Source organism: Pseudomonas sp. NPDC087803 (genome assembly GCF_044742995.1).
GTDB lineage: Bacteria > Pseudomonadota > Gammaproteobacteria > Pseudomonadales > Pseudomonadaceae > Aquipseudomonas.
Map to the genome: position 1 here is coordinate 85,987 of NZ_JBIUVO010000013.1, position 15,394 is coordinate 101,380.

Here is a 15,394-nt window from a genome sequence, read left to right on the forward strand (position 1 = left end):
ATTCATGCAAGCCGTACAGCGTGAGATTGCTGAACAGCTCAAGGTGCAACCGCCATTCGCCGGGCATCAGGCCCTCGAAGCGGAAGTCGCCCGGCGCATCACCTTTATCCAGGATTGCCTGGTCAATTCCGGCCTCAAGACCCTGGTGTTGGGCATCAGTGGCGGCGTCGACTCGCTGACCGCCGGCCTGCTGGCTCAGCGCGCCATGCGTGAACTGCGCGAGCGCACCGGCGACGACGCCTACAAGTTCATCGCCGTGCGCCTGCCGTACGAAACCCAGTTCGATGAACACGACGCCCAGGCTTCGGTGGATTTCATCGCCCCGGACGAACGCCACACCGTGAACATCGGCCCGGCGGTCAAATCGCTGGCCAGTGAAGTCGCGGCGTTCGAAGGCAAACACGCGGTGTCGGTGGATTTCGTGCTCGGCAACACCAAGGCGCGGATGCGCATGGTCGCCCAGTACACCATCGCCGGCGCGGCGCACGGGCTGGTGATCGGCACCGACCATGCGGCGGAAGCGGTGATGGGTTTCTTCACCAAGTTCGGTGACGGCGCCTGCGACCTGGCCCCGCTCAGCGGCCTGGTGAAAAACCAGGTCCGGGCGATTGCCCGCAGCTTCGGCGCACCGGAATCGCTGGTGGAAAAAGTGCCGACCGCGGATCTGGAAGACCTGTCGCCGGGCAAACCGGACGAAGCCTCCCACGGCGTGACCTACGCCGAGATCGACGCCTTCCTGCACGGCGAGCCTGTGCGTCAGGAAGCGTTCGACATCATCGTCAGCACCTATAACAAGACCCATCACAAGCGTGTGATGCCGTTTGCGCCTTGATCAGCGACTCAATGAAAAAGCCCGCTGAGGAGCGATCCTCAGCGGGCTTTTCTTTGGCCAGTTCATCTGTCGATGCTGATGGCCTCTTCGCGGGCAAGCCCGCTCCCACAGTGTCCCGGTTGTTCACAAAATGTGTGACCGACACAAACCCTGTGGGAGCGGGCTTGCTCGCGAAGAACGATAACGCGGTGAGCCTGCTTACTTCACAGCAATGGTGCCTTTCATCATCGAGATGTGGCCCGGGAACGAGCAGAAGAAGCCGTAATCGGTACCGGCAGTCAGCTTCGATACATCAATGGTCAGCGTGTCTTTCTCGCCGGCGCCGATGATCTTGGTGTGAGCGATAACGCGCTCGTCGCCGTCTTTCAGGTAGTTCTTGTCGATGCCAGCGGCCAGGCCGTCGGTGGCGATCGGCTGCATGTCAGCGGTTTTGCTGACCACCAGGTTATGGCCCATGACGTTCTTCGGCAGGCTGCCGGAGTGAGTCAGTTCGACGGTGAAGGTCTTGCAGCTCTTGTCGATCACGATCTCCTTGGTGTTGAAGGACATCTGGTCGGTGGAATCAACGGTGGTTTTGCACTCGGCAGCCATCAATTGGCTGCTGGCCAGCGCCAGCAGGGATACCGCAACAACTTTGGAAAACATGGTGAATCTCCAAGGCAGGGTTAACAAAAACACTAATGGTGGAAAGACTGCCTGAAATCTTCGCAAGTTCCTATGACTTGAGTCAAAAATTGTATACAACTTTCAGGCTATGACACTCATCGAAACAATCTACCGGCCAGAATCCATGGCCGGGCCTATGATCGGCGCATCTACTGAAACGGAGTGCCTGTCATGTTCTTTAACGGTCTGTTGTGCAGTTTGCTCGCCGCCTACGCCTGTGGCGCCAGCGGTACCTTTGAATCGCCAGAACGCGAAGCTTAGCCCTTGGATCGAGGCGTGCCAGCCATTACCCTGTGACGGATTGACCCAGGAGGAAGGCATGTCTCTCAAATCCGTTTGTGTTTTTTGCGGTGCCAACGCCGGCACCGATCCGGCTTACACCGAAGCCGCCCAAGCCCTTGGCCGGGCTCTCGCCGAGCGCCAGCTGACGCTGGTGTATGGCGGTGGCGCCGTGGGCCTGATGGGCCTGGTGGCGGACGCCGCACTGGCTGCCGGCGGCGAAGTGATCGGGATCATTCCGCAAAGCCTGATGGACAAGGAGATCGGCCACAAAAGCCTGACCCGCCTCGAAGTCGTCGATGGCATGCACGCGCGCAAGGCCCGCATGGCCGAGCTGAGCGATGCGTTCATTGCATTGCCCGGCGGTCTCGGCACGCTGGAAGAGCTGTTCGAAGTCTGGACCTGGGGCCAGCTCGGCTACCACGGCAAGCCGCTGGGGCTGCTTGAGGTGAACGGTTTTTACAGCAAACTCACCGCTTTTCTTGACCATATCGTCGGCGAAGGCTTCGTTCGCGCCCCACACCGTGACATGCTGCAAGTGAGCGAATCAGCCCAAACGCTGCTCGACGCCCTGGATAACTGGAAGCCGACCGTCACGCCCAAGTGGGTCGACCAAAAACCCGGCTAACCGCCGGGCACCGATACAGGGCAGAATACGCGCCGCTCAACCTCACCTTCGACCCCAGAGGATCGCCCATGGCCAAACCCAATTACTCCTTCGCCAAACGTCAACGAGACCTGGAAAAGGAAAAGAAGAAAGAGGAAAAGCTTCAGCGCAAGAAACAGTTGGCTGAAGAAGCGGCACAGAACCCTGACGGTGAAGTGGCGACCGACAACGATGATGATGTTGTTGATGCACCGAAAGACCAGGCGCCTGACGCCTGAGCTGATTGCTGATTCGCTCCCTGCGGGAGCGATCTGTGGTGAGGGGATTCATCCCCGATGGGTCGCGAAGCGGCCCCAAATTGTTTTGCGACTGCTTCGCAGCCGATCGGGGATGAATCCCCTCGCCACAAAAGCTCCCCACACTCGATTTTCCTTATTCCAATGGCATCACCGTGACCCGCACTTCCGGATCATGTGAACCGCCCCCCAGAATCACCCCGCGCAACGGCGACACATCGGAAAAATCCCGGCCCCACGCCAGGGTGATGTGCTCCAGCGCCGGCTGCACGTTGTTGGTCGGATCGAAATCCACCCAGCCCAGCACCGGACAAAACACCGAGACCCACGCATGCGACGCGTCGGCGCCGATCAGCCGTGGCTGCCCCGGCGGTGGCTGGGTCAACAGATAACCACTGATGTAACGCGCCGCCAGCCCCCGTGAACGCACGCAGGCAAGCATCAGGTGGGCGAAGTCCTGACACACGCCGCGTCGGCGCTCCAGCACCTCGACCAGCGGCGTCGCCACTTGCGTGGCCTCGGCATCGAAGGTGAATTCGCTGAAAATTTTCTGCATCAAGGCCTGCACGCCCAACAACAAGGGCTTGCCCGGCGGAAAACAGCTTTCGGAAAATTCGACGAAGCTGCGTTTCAAATGCACGTAGGGTGACTGAAACCGATAGCGACACGCCTCCAGCGTCTCGGCGGACAACGGCTGGCTGCTGTAGCTCAGCGCGTTGCGCGTCTGCTCCCACGCCGGGGACAGATTGAAATCCGCTCGCGGCCGCGCCAGCACCTCAACCGTGAGCCGCGCGTTGACCTGCAACTCATCATGCGGACGCTCGAACGCCAGCCGGGTCAGCGGATTGCCGAACACATCCAGTTCATCCCGCCGCGTGGTCGGCTGCGGGCTGATCAGCAATTGCTGTGCGGTGCAGCGCTGCCATGTGCACTCACGCGGCCACAGGTGCGCCAGTTGCTGTGCCAGCGAAACCGGGCTGTCGTAGTGGTAACAGGTGTCGTGAAAGATCTGGTAGTGCGCGCTCATCAGACGGACACCGTACGCTGGCTGACATCGTCGACATGGGCAAAGTGGCGCAGCGCCAGACGATCCGATACTTGCCCGCTGGCCTCGGCAATCTCTTGCAGCAGATCCGCCAGTCCATCGAGCGCGGCACGCACGCTGTTCTCCCCGAACAGCGGGTTTTCCAGACACCCCAGATCGAACCGCGCCAGACGCTCGACCAATTGCGGCAACCCGGTCTCGCGAGGCACACCGAAATCATCATTCAGGCGTTTGAGCGTACGGGTCACCAGTTTCAACTGGAACAGCACCGCGTGCGGGTTCTGCTCATCCAGCAGCAACAGGTCGAGCACCGGAATCAACTGCGCCACCGCCAGGTACCGCGAACGGTAGGTGATGCTGCTGTTGCCCAGTTCCAGCAGCCATTCCAGCCCGGCCTGATCGAACGCCCCGGCGCCGCGCAGAAATGCGGCCAGACTGCGGCTGAGAAACTGCAAGCGTTCGATCCGCCGGCCGATCATCAGAAAGCGCCAGCCTTCGTCGCGGGTCATGTCGTCGAGCGCGAAACCCGAGAGCGCCGCCAGCGACATCACCAGTCGGTTGAGGAAATCCAGCAACTCGCCGAAGTCCGGCTCCTCGGTGTCCAGCTCCATTGCCTCGCGCTGCAACTCGACCAAGGCCTGCCAGTTCTCCCGCGAAAGCTTGCCGCGCACCTGCGAGGCCGCCCACTGCAAGCGCTGCAGGTTGGAGCGCAGACTGAACGACCAGTCCTCGCCGAGCAGCGCCGCCAGCAGCCGCTCCGGCAACTCACCCTCCTCCGGCAGCAACATCAGACGCTCGCCCAGCTCCACAGCGGCCTGCAACGCTTGCGGATCATCGCCATCGACATACCGCGCGAGCATGATCCGCAGCAGTCGCGCACTGTCGTCGCAGCGCTCGCAGTAACGGCCGAACCAGAACAGGTTCTCCACCACCCGCGACGGCAGATAAGGATCGCGGCGCACCAGATCGTGCACGCCGACGTTGCGCTGGGTTTTCCATTGTTCGCCACTCGGCGCACGCTCGCCCAGCACCCAGGTGTCCTTGCTCGCGCCACCGCGCTGCATCGACACCACTTCGGCATCGGCCTCGGCGGCGACCCGGGTCAGCCCCCCGGGCAATACGCGATAACCGTCGCCACTGGCCACCGCGTACACGCGCATGCCGATCGCTCGCGGTTGCAGGTGGCCGTCTTCGGCCTGCCAGATCGGCGCCTGGGACAGCTGCGCCAACTCTTGCGCGACATACGCGTAAGGCCGCGCCTGCATGCGCTCGGCGAGTGCCTGGCGCTGTTGTTCACTCAGATCGCGGCCGAATACCGGCGCGAAGCTTTGCGAGGGGAATGCCGGTTTGATCAGCAGCTCGGGAAGCTTTTCCAACGCCTGCGCCAGCACCGGCGCCTCGCCGCACCACCAGGTGGCGATGGACGGCAGCAGCAGTTCTTCGCCGAACAGGTACTGATTGATCTTCGGCAAAAATCCGAGCAATCCCGGCGACTCCAGCACGCCGCTGCCCAACGCGTTGGCCACCAGCACCCGGCCCTGACGCACCGCTTCCAGCAAGCCGGGCACACCGAGTGCCGAATCGGTGCGCAGCTCCAGCGGATCGCAGAAGTCATCGTCGAGCCGGCGCATGATCGCGTGCACCCGGCGCAGACCGCTGAGGGTTTTCAGGTACACCGTGGCATCGCGCACGGTGAGGTCGCCGCCCTCCACCAGCGGGTAACCGAGCTGGCGCGCCAGATAAAGGTGTTCGAAGTAGCTTTCGTTGAAGCGCCCCGGCGTCAGCAGCACCACCAGCGGCGCGTCGTCGGCACACGGCGCCTGACGCGCGAGGGTTTCCTGCAGGGTGCGGAAGAATCCGGCCAGGTGCTGCACTTTCAGATCGCGGTACAACTCGGGAAACGCCCGCGAAACGATGGTGCGGTTTTCCAACGCATAACCCGCGCCCGAGGGTGCCTGGGTACGATCAGCGGTGACCCACCAGCGCCCGTCCGGCGTGCGCGCCAGGTCCACGGCGTACAGATGCAGAAAGGCATCTTCCTGTAGCGCGATGCCCTGACAGGGCCAGAGAAAATTGTTGTGGCCGAACACCAGCTCCGCGGGTAACAGTCCTTCGCTGATCAGCCGCTGCGGCCCGTACAGATCGGCCAGTACCGCGTTGAGCAGGCGGGCACGCTGGGCAATCCCCGCCGACAGTTGCTGCCACTCATCAGCAGCAATCACGTGCGGCAGCAGGTCCAGCTCCCACGGGCGGTCAGCGCCCTTGGGATCGGCATAGACGTTGTAGGTCACGCCGTTTTCCTGAATCTGCCGGGCCAGCAACGCCTGCCGCTGCAGCAGTTGCGCCGGGGTGCTGCGCTGCAATTGATCGAACAGCCGCCGCCAGTGCGGGCGCACTTCCCCGCTGTCATTCAGCAGTTCGTGATAAGTGCCCGCGGTCAGCGGGTAGCGGTCTAGCAGGTCAGGCATGGAAAGCTCGGCAGACAGCAGGGAACGGTCAGACTAACGCAGGCACATGACGTGCGGATATACGAAAAATCCGCATGTCGTGCAGGACTTAGAAACGTCGTAAATCGAGTGTCATCGGCAGCTCGTCATAGATTGTCAGGTTCGGTATCGGAAGTTTCCCCGGTGTGTGTCCGATGCGGAAAAACCGCGCCATGCGCCGGCTCTCCGCCTCATTGGCATTGACCGGCAAGGTCTCGTAATTGCGCCCGCCCGGATGCGCCACGTGGTACTGACAACCGCCCAGCGAACGCTGCATCCAGGTATCGAGTAAATCGAACACCAACGGCGCGTGCACCGGAATGGTCGGGTGCAGACAATTGGCCGGTTGCCAGGCCCGAAAGCGCACGCCGGCGACGAACTCACCAATACGCCCGGTCGGTTGCAGCGGCAGCGGAATGCCGTTGCAGGTCAGCAGATAACGCTGCGGGGGCAGACCGCTGAGTTTGATCTGCAAACGCTCCAGCGACGAGTCGACATAACGCACCGTGCCGCCCGCCGTGCCCTCCTCGCCCAGCACATGCCAAGGCTCCAGCGCCTGACGCAGTTCCATCTCGATGCCACTGACCGCGTAATCACCGACCTTGGGAAAACGGAACTGCAGATGCGCAGCGAACCACTCGGCGCGCAATGGATAACCGGCGTTGTTCAGTTCGACGATGACGTCGGCAAAATCCTGCTCGATAAAATGCGGCAGCATGAAGCGGTCGTGCAGCTCGGTGCCCCAGCGCGCCAGCTTCGCCGGCGCATACGGCTCACGCCAGAAACGTGCAACCAGCGCGCGCAGCAACAACTGCTGAGCCAGACTCATCCGCGCATGCGGCGGCATCTCGAAGGCGCGCAGCTCCAGCAGGCCGAGACGTCCGGTGGCGCCATCCGGCGAATACAGTTTGTCGATGCAGAACTCGGCGCGGTGAGTGTTGCCGGTGACGTCGATCAGCAGATTGCGCAGCAGGCGATCCACCAGCCACGGCGCACACGCTTCGCCCGGTTCAGGCATCTGCGCGAAGGCGATTTCCAATTCGTACAGGGCGTCATTGCGCGCTTCATCGACACGCGGCGCCTGCGAGGTCGGGCCGATGAACAAGCCGGAAAACAGGTAGGACAGCGACGGATGGTTGTGCCAGTAGCTGATCAGGCTGCGTAGCAGATCCGGGCGACGCAGGAACGGTGAGTCCGCCGGGGTCGCGCCACCGAGGACGAAATGGTTGCCGCCGCCAGTGCCGGTGTGGCGCCCGTCGATCATGAATTTCTCGGTGGTCAGCCGCGTCTGTCGCGCCTGTTCATAAAGAAACTCGGTGCGCTCGACCAGTTCGTCCCAGGTCGCCGATGGTTGCACGTTGACCTCGATCACGCCCGGATCCGGGGTGATGCGGAAATTGCTCAGGCGCGGATCACTCGGCGGCTCGTAACCTTCCAGCAGCACCGGGCAATGCAGCTCTTCGGCGGTGGCTTCGATGGCCGCCACCAGCTCCAGATAGTCCTCGACCCGCTCCAGCGGCGGCATGAACAGATACAGACGCCCTTCGCGCGCCTCGGCACAGAATGCGGTGCGGGTCAGCCAGTCGGCGGACTCGTCGATTTTCGGCGCACGTTCGACGGCTGCTGCGGGTTCGGCATGGCTGTTGAGCTGCGTGGTATCCGGCAGCTCGGGGAAATCCTGATTCGGATCGTTGGGATGAATGAACGGGTACTCGGCGGCTTTCACCCACGGCTGCGAGGCGAGCGGCAGGCGATAACCCAGCGGCGAATCCCCTGGCACCAGTCGGCAATGCTCGTCGCGTAGATACCAGCGCCCGCTCTGCCATTGATCCCCCTTGGCAGTGCGAGCCAGCGGCAGCACTTGGCCGATCACTTTATCCAGGCCCTGAGCGAAGACTTTGCGCAGACGCGCACGCTCCAGCGGTTCTTCAAGACGCGAGTCTTCAGCGCTGACGTTGCTCGGCAATGCGCCCTCACGCCAGAGGTAATGGAAATGGTCTTCGTAGGCCGGAAACACGAAGCGTGCGGGCAGTTTCAGGCGTTCGGCAACACTCGCCAGAAAACGCCCGGCCAGTTCGCCATTGGCGCCGTAGTCCTGTTGCTCATCGGCGATCAGCGCGTTGTTGTGCCAGATCGGCACGCCGTCGCGGCGCCAATAGCAGTTGAGCGACCAGCGCGGCAATGGCTCGCCGGGATACCACTTGCCCTGACCGAAATGCACCAGGCCTTTCGGCGCATAGTGCTGGCGCATGCGCTGGAACAGTTCGGCGGACAGGCGGCGCTTGTCCGGGCCCAGCGCGGCGGTGTTCCACTCGGCGCCGTCCGGATCGTCGATGGAGACGAAGGTCGGCTCGCCGCCCATGGTCAGGCGCACATCTGCGGCCAACAGATCGGCGTCGATCTGCCGGCCCAGCGCCTGAATCGCCAGCCACTGCTCATCGGTGTAGGGCTTGGTCACCCGAGGCGCTTCCCAGACCCGCTCCACCGACATTTCGTGGCTGAACTGGCATTCGCACGGCTCGACCAGGCCACTGATCGGCGCCGCCGAGGACGGATCGGGACTGCAGGCCAGCGGGATATGCCCTTCACCGGCGAACAGCCCGGACGTGGCATCCAGACCGATCCAGCCAGCGCCGGGCAAGTACACCTCGCACCAGGCGTGCAGGTCGGTGAAGTCCACTTCGGTACCGGACGGACCGTCGAGGCTCTTCACGTCGGCGGTCAGTTGAATCAGATAACCGGAAACGAACCGCGCGGCCAGCCCGAGATTGCGCAGCAGTTGCACCAGCAGCCACGCCGAGTCGCGACAGGAGCCGGAGGCATGTTCGAGGGTGTGTTCCGGGGTTTGCACACCCGGTTCCATGCGTATCAGATAGCGGATGTCTTCGCTCAGACGCTGGTTGAGCATCACCAGGAAATCCACGGCGGGCTGCGGCGTGCGGTCGATGGCGTCCAGATAGGCTTTGAACGCCGGGGTCAGCGGCAGGGTTTCGAGGTACGGCGCCAGCTCCTTGCGCTCATCGGCGGCGTAAGTGAAGGGAATTTTCTCGGCGTAGGGTTCGAGGAAGAAGTCGAACGGGTTGAACACCGCCATCTCGGCCAGCAGGTCAACTTCGATGCGCAACTCGTCGGTTTTCTCCGGGAACACCAGACGCGCGAGGTAGTTGCCCTGCGGGTCTTGCTGCCAGTTGATGAAATGCTGCTCGGGCGAGACCTTCAGCGCATACGAGAGAATCCGCGTGCGGCTGTGAGCGGCCGGGCGCAGGCGAACGATCTGCGGGCCGAGTTCGACAGCGCGGTCGTAGCGGTAATGCGTGACGTGATGCAATGCGACATGAATCGACACGGCGTGCCTCCTGCGAGCCTAAGCGTATTCGAAAGCGCGCAAGACTTATGCCATGCAGGGGCTTGGGCGCTTTCCCGGAATGCTCAGGGCAGTACAGCACCAAAATCGGGCGATGCGGGGAAATGGATCGAGGAAGTTGCGCCTAAATGTGGCGGGCAGTGATTGATGAGGTGATTGATCTGGCCCCATCGCTGGCAAGCCAGCTCCCACAAGGTTCCTCGGTGGCCACAGTTTTGTGAGCGACAGATAAACCTGTGGGAGCTGGCTTGCCAGCGATGAGGGCAGTGACTTCAGCAAATTTCCTGACACCTGAAATGCAAAACGCCAACCCGAAGGTTGGCGTTCTGTTGAAGCAAAAAGCGATTTAGCGCGGTACGACTGGCTTGCGAGCCGGCTTCGGTCCCTTGCCCTTGGCCGCTTCCTTGCGTTCCTTGGCCGCCTGCTGGTTGCGGGCGAATGCCGCAGCCTTGGCCTGTTCACGCTTGTCCCAAGGATTGCCACCGTCGCTGGCACGCGGCGGCAGGCCGTTGTGCTGGGTGAGAATCTTGGTGGTTTTCTCTTTCGCGACCTTGTGGCTACCGGCCGGCGTCGAGTTCTTGCGACGGGCGCTCTGGTAGCTGTCGGTGGCCGGTTGATGCAGCGGAATCAACTGATCCTTGCCCGGACCGATGAGATCACCACGGCCCATGCGGATCAGCGCCTCACGCAGCATCGGCCAGCCTTTCGGGTCGTGATAACGCAAGAACGCCTTGTGCAGACGACGCTGCTCTTCGCTCTTGACGATGGTCACACCGTCGCTCTTGTAGGTGACCTTGCGCAGCGGGTTCTTGCCCGAGTGGTACATCGCGGTAGCGGTGGCCATCGGCGACGGGTAGAACGCCTGCACCTGGTCGGCACGGAAACCATTGCCCTTGAGCCACAGCGCCAGGTTCATCATGTCTTCGTCAGTGGTACCCGGGTGCGCGGCGATGAAGTACGGGATCAGGTACTGCTCTTTGCCTGCTTCCTTGGTGTACTTCTCGAACATGCGCTTGAACTTGTCATAGCTGCCAATGCCCGGTTTCATCATCTGGTTGAGCGGACCTTCCTCGGTGTGCTCCGGGGCGATCTTCAGGTAGCCACCGACGTGGTGGGTCACCAGCTCTTTGACGTACTCCGGCGACTCGACCGCAAGGTCGTAACGCAGGCCGGAGGCGATCAAAATCTTCTTCACACCCGGCAAGGCACGGGCGCTGCGGTACAGCTGAATCAGCGACGAGTGGTCGGTGTTCAGGTTCGGGCAGATGCCGGGGAACACGCAGGACGGCTTGCGGCATGCGGATTCGATTTCCGGGCTCTTGCAGGCGATGCGGTACATGTTCGCGGTCGGGCCGCCGAGGTCGGAGATGACGCCGGTGAAACCCGGAACCTTGTCGCGGATCTCTTCGATTTCGCGAATGATCGACTCTTCGGAACGGTTCTGGATGATCCGCCCTTCGTGCTCGGTGATCGAGCAGAAGGTGCAGCCGCCGAAGCAGCCACGCATGATGTTCACCGAGAAACGGATCATGTCGTAGGCCGGGATCTTCTCCTTGCCGTACGCCGGGTGCGGAACCCGTGCGTAAGGCATGCCGAACACGTAGTCCATTTCTTCGGTGGTCATCGGAATCGGCGGCGGGTTGAACCAGACGTCGATCTCGCCATGCTTCTGCACCAGCGCACGGGCGTTGCCCGGGTTGGTTTCCAGGTGCAGCACGCGGTTGGCGTGGGCGTACAGGACCGGGTCGTTACGCACCTTTTCCATCGACGGCAGGCGGATCACGGTCTTGTCGCGGGTCATGCGCGGGCTGGCCAGAATCTGTACGACCTTGGCTTCCTCGGGATCATCCACCGGCCCCTTCTCTTGCTCGATGGCGCAAGCCTGGGTGTCCTGGGTGTTGACGTACGGGTTGATGATCTTGTCGACCTTGCCCGGACGGTCGATGCGCGTGGAATCGACTTCGTACCAGCCCTGCGGCGTGTCACGACGGATGAACGCGGTGCCGCGCACGTCGGTGATGTCTTCGATCTTGTGCCCGTAGGACAGACGCTGGGCCACTTCGACGATGGCGCGCTCGGCGTTGCCGTACAGCAGAATGTCGGCGCTGGCGTCGATCAGGATCGAGTTGCGTACACGATCCTGCCAGTAATCGTAGTGGGCGATGCGGCGCAGCGAAGCTTCGATGCCGCCGAGGACGATCGGCACATGCTTGTAGGCTTCCTTGCAGCGCTGGCTGTAGACCAGGCTCGCGCGATCCGGACGTTTGCCCGCCATGCCACCCGGGGTGTAGGCGTCGTCGGAACGGATTTTCTTGTCCGCGGTGTAGCGGTTGATCATCGAGTCCATGTTGCCGGCCGCGACGCCGAAGAACAGGTTCGGCTCGCCGAGCTTCATGAAGTCGTCTTTGGACTGCCAGTTCGGCTGGGCAATGATCCCGACGCGGAAGCCCTGGGACTCCAGCAGCCGGCCGATGATCGCCATGCCGAACGAGGGGTGATCGACGTAGGCATCACCGGTGACGATGATGATGTCGCACGAATCCCAGCCGAGCTGATCCATCTCCTCCCTGCTCATCGGCAGGAATGGCGCTGGCCCGAAACATTCAGCCCAGTACTTCGGATAGTCAAATAACGGCTTGGCTGCTTGCATGTCGATAACCGGTGTTGGCTTTCATTGAATTTCGCGGGCGCGGAATATAGCACAAATTTTGACCAATTCCGACGGCTGTGGTCGGAAATTGTGCCATGCCCATTCGCGAGCAAGCCCGCTCCCACATTTGAATGCATTCCAAGTGTGGGAGCGGGCTTGCTCGCGAAGGCGTCAGTTCAAACGATGAAGCATTTACTCGTCGTCGTCGAAGTTGTAACTGCCCGGCGCGAGGTTTTCGAAGCGGGTGTACTTACCGATAAAGGCCAGGCGGATAAAGCCGATCGGGCCGTTCCGCTGCTTGCCGATGATGATTTCGGCGATGCCCTTGTGCTCGGTTTCCGGGTGATACACCTCGTCCCGGTACACGAACATGATGACGTCGGCGTCCTGCTCGATCGCTCCGGATTCCCGCAAGTCGGAGTTCACCGGACGCTTGTTGGGGCGTTGTTCCAGGGAACGGTTGAGCTGCGACAGCGCCACCACCGGGCAGTTGAATTCCTTGGCCAGGGCTTTCAGGGATCGGGAAATCTCGGAAATCTCGTTGGTCCGGTTGTCACCGCTGGAACCCGGGATCTGCATCAGCTGCAGGTAGTCGATCATGATCAGGCCGACGTCGCCGTGCTCGCGCACCAGACGCCGGGTCCGCGCACGCATTTCCGACGGGCTGATGCCGGCGGTATCGTCGATGAACAGTTTGCGGTCATTGAGCAGATTGACCGCCGAGGTCAGGCGCGGCCAGTCGTCGTCTTCGAGCTGGCCGGAACGCACCTTGGTCTGGTCGATACGGCCCAGAGACGAGAGCATACGCATGATCAGCGATTCGCCTGGCATCTCGAGGGAGTACACCAGCACCGCCTTGTCGCTGCGCAATACGGCGTTTTCCACCAGGTTCATCGCGAAGGTGGTCTTACCCATCGACGGACGGCCGGCGACGATGATCAGGTCGGACGGCTGCAGCCCGCTGGTCTTCTCGTCGAGGTCGGTATAACCGGTGGACAGACCGGTGATCGCGTCGGCGGTGTTGAACAGGGTGTCGATGCGGTCGATGGCCTTGGTCAACAGTTCGTTGACCCCCACCGGGCCGCCGGTCTTCGGCCGCGCCTCGGCAATCTGGAAGATCTGCCGTTCGGCCTCGTCAAGGATCTCTTCGGCGGTACGGCCTTCGGGGTTGAACGCGGCGTCGGCGATTTCGGTACTGATGCCGATCAGCTGGCGCAACGTCGCGCGCTGGCGAACGATCTGCGCATAGGCCTTGATGTTGGCGACGGACGGCGTGTTTTTCGCCAGTTCGCCGAGGTAACCGAGGCCGCCGACCTGGGACGTCTGACCTTCCTTGTCCAGTTGCTCGGCAAGGGTCACGACGTCGATCGGCATGTTCTGATCGGCCAGTTTGGCGATCGCACGGAAGATCAGACGGTGGTCATGTCGGTAGAAATCGCCGTCGGAGACTTGATCGAGCACGCGTTCCCAGGCGTTGTTGTCCAGCATCAGACCACCGAGTACGGCCTGTTCGGCCTCGATGGAATGCGGCGGCACTTTCAGCGCGGCGGTTTGCAGATCGTATTGCTCGGGAGCGGTGATTTCGTTCATGGCCACTTGGAGTCAGGTTTGAAAACGGGATTACCAGAAAGACAAAGGGCACGACCTGTAAACAGGATCGTGCCCGATGTTACCGGCAAGCACCCAAGGGTGCCAGCCGACAAGTATTGCTTAAGCTGCTACCACGACAACGCGTACGGTGGCTTCAACTTCGGCGTGCAGGTGCACAGCCACGTCGAATTCACCCACGTTGCGGATGGTGCCGTTCGGCAGACGAACTTCGCTCTTCTGCACTTCAACGCCGGAAGCGGTCAGTGCGTCAGCGATGTCGTGAGTACCGATCGAACCGAACAGCTTGCCTTCGTCGCCAGCGGTGGCAGTGATGGTCACTTCCAGCTCGGCCAGTTGGGCAGCACGGCTTTCAGCCGATGCTTTACGGTCTGCGGCAGCTTTTTCCAGCTCAGCACGACGCTCTTCGAACGCAGCCAGGTTGGCAGCGGTCGCAGCGGTAGCTTTGCCGAAAGGCAGCAGGTAGTTACGGCCGTAACCGGCCTTAACGTTTACTTTGTCGCCCAGGTTGCCCAGGTTGGCGATTTTTTCCAGAAGGATCAGTTGCATGTGGAAATCCTCTTAACTTTTAACCTTCACCGTTCGCGTTATCGGTGTCTTTCGACACGTGACGACCGCGAAAATCAATCAGGCTGTCGACAATGGCCAGAACCACGAGCAACGGATAGAGCAGCTGCATGAACAGCAACAGCGTCACGTACAACCCCACCAGCCAGAAACCGGCCAGTCGCTTCTGCCCGACCAGCCCGTGAATCAGGGCGAGTCCGGCGAACACCAGCGGTACACTGCACAACGGCGTCAACATGGCCATCTGTGCACCGAGATTCGGGCCCAGAAGCATCAACGCCAGCAGCAACATCGCCGGCCCCAGCGGGATCCGGATGGCGCGAAACTCGCGACCAAAACCACCCGGGTTGTACAACAACGCCTGCCAATGACGCCCGACAATCAGGCTCAGCACGCTGACGATCTGCAACAAAGCCGCAATCAGTCCGGTCAGGACTGGTGCAATCAGGGACGCGAAACGCGCTTGCTCATCCACCGACAATTGCTTGTAGGTATCACCAAGAAGCGCCGGCATGACCTTTATCAAGGCCTGCGCGAGCATCTCGATCTGGGCCGCAAACGCTGCCCCGAGCACCACTGAAAACACCACCCCCATCACTACGCTGACCAGCAGCGTACGGACCCAGGATTCGCTGGCGCGCAACACCAACGCCAGCCCCGAAGACCCCAGCAGCACCAGAAGTGCCCGTGGATCATCGGCATACAGCCACCAGATCAAAGCCGGCAGCAGCCCCAGGGACAGGACGCCAAGGGCGTCCTTCAGTCCGCGCCGCAGAAGCACCAGGCTCCCGGCGGCAGCGCCCAACCAATACAACAACGGCAATGTTGCACACCCGGCCACTACGAGAGTGGCCTGCATGCGGCCGCGCATGATGAACTCAGCTAAGGCACGCATGCATTCTGTGGGTTGCTAGTGGTGGACTGCCCGGTCTCTGCGGCCGTGGGTGTGGGTGGAGGCCTGCAGGGGCGGGGCGGGGGCGCGCTTGTTGGGGGT

The 15,394-nt window shown here is 61.8% G+C and carries 11 protein-coding genes; 3 read left to right on the forward strand and 8 right to left on the reverse strand.

Annotated features, from left to right (window positions below):
- Nucleotides 1-4 precede the first annotated feature (4 nt).
- Complete coding sequence (gene nadE, locus ACIOUG_RS10825; RefSeq protein WP_103485073.1) at nucleotides 5-832, forward strand: ammonia-dependent NAD(+) synthetase; 828 nt, start codon at nucleotides 5-7, stop codon at nucleotides 830-832.
- Between the two features lie 198 nt (nucleotides 833-1,030).
- On the opposite strand, the gene azu is transcribed toward nadE, so the two are convergent.
- Nucleotides 1,031-1,477: an azurin gene (gene azu, locus ACIOUG_RS10830; RefSeq protein ID WP_098966950.1), complete on the reverse strand. Its 447-nt coding sequence runs from the start codon at nucleotides 1,475-1,477 to the stop codon at nucleotides 1,031-1,033.
- A gap of 340 nt (nucleotides 1,478-1,817) precedes the next feature.
- On the opposite strand from azu, the gene ACIOUG_RS10835 reads away from it, so the two are divergent.
- Entirely contained in the window at nucleotides 1,818-2,405 is a 588-nt protein-coding gene (locus tag ACIOUG_RS10835; protein WP_003221147.1) for a TIGR00730 family Rossman fold protein, read from the forward strand.
- Between the two features lie 68 nt (nucleotides 2,406-2,473).
- Entirely contained in the window at nucleotides 2,474-2,662 is a 189-nt protein-coding gene (locus ACIOUG_RS10840) for a hypothetical protein (protein WP_226499909.1), read from the forward strand.
- Between the two features lie 154 nt (nucleotides 2,663-2,816).
- Here ACIOUG_RS10840 and ACIOUG_RS10845 read toward each other — a convergent pair whose 3' ends face one another.
- The 7 genes from ACIOUG_RS10845 to ACIOUG_RS10875 all read right to left on the reverse strand — a co-directional run bounded on the left by ACIOUG_RS10845 (nucleotide 2,817) and on the right by ACIOUG_RS10875 (nucleotide 15,295).
- Nucleotides 2,817-3,707 carry a transglutaminase N-terminal domain-containing protein gene (locus ACIOUG_RS10845; protein ID WP_401065147.1) on the reverse strand — a complete coding sequence of 297 codons (891 nt, stop codon included), beginning with the start codon at nucleotides 3,705-3,707 and terminating at the stop codon, nucleotides 2,817-2,819.
- Nucleotides 3,707-6,193, reverse strand: coding sequence for a circularly permuted type 2 ATP-grasp protein (locus ACIOUG_RS10850; RefSeq protein ID WP_401065150.1), 2,487 nt, complete (start codon nucleotides 6,191-6,193; stop codon nucleotides 3,707-3,709). Before ACIOUG_RS10850 ends, ACIOUG_RS10845 begins: the two co-directional genes overlap by 1 nt.
- Before the next feature lie 88 nt (nucleotides 6,194-6,281).
- Entirely contained in the window at nucleotides 6,282-9,557 is a 3,276-nt protein-coding gene (locus ACIOUG_RS10855; protein ID WP_401065153.1) for a DUF2126 domain-containing protein, read from the reverse strand.
- A gap of 364 nt (nucleotides 9,558-9,921) precedes the next feature.
- Complete coding sequence (locus ACIOUG_RS10860) at nucleotides 9,922-12,225, reverse strand: YgiQ family radical SAM protein (RefSeq protein WP_007967456.1); 2,304 nt, start codon at nucleotides 12,223-12,225, stop codon at nucleotides 9,922-9,924.
- A gap of 192 nt (nucleotides 12,226-12,417) precedes the next feature.
- Complete coding sequence (gene dnaB, locus ACIOUG_RS10865) at nucleotides 12,418-13,815, reverse strand: replicative DNA helicase (RefSeq protein ID WP_047600693.1); 1,398 nt, start codon at nucleotides 13,813-13,815, stop codon at nucleotides 12,418-12,420.
- A 120-nt stretch (nucleotides 13,816-13,935) separates the two neighbouring features.
- Complete coding sequence (gene rplI, locus ACIOUG_RS10870) at nucleotides 13,936-14,382, reverse strand: 50S ribosomal protein L9 (RefSeq protein WP_003221136.1); 447 nt, start codon at nucleotides 14,380-14,382, stop codon at nucleotides 13,936-13,938.
- A 19-nt stretch (nucleotides 14,383-14,401) separates the two neighbouring features.
- Nucleotides 14,402-15,295: a hypothetical protein gene (locus ACIOUG_RS10875; protein ID WP_401065156.1), complete on the reverse strand. Its 894-nt coding sequence runs from the start codon at nucleotides 15,293-15,295 to the stop codon at nucleotides 14,402-14,404.
- Between the last annotated feature and the right edge of the window lie 99 nt (nucleotides 15,296-15,394).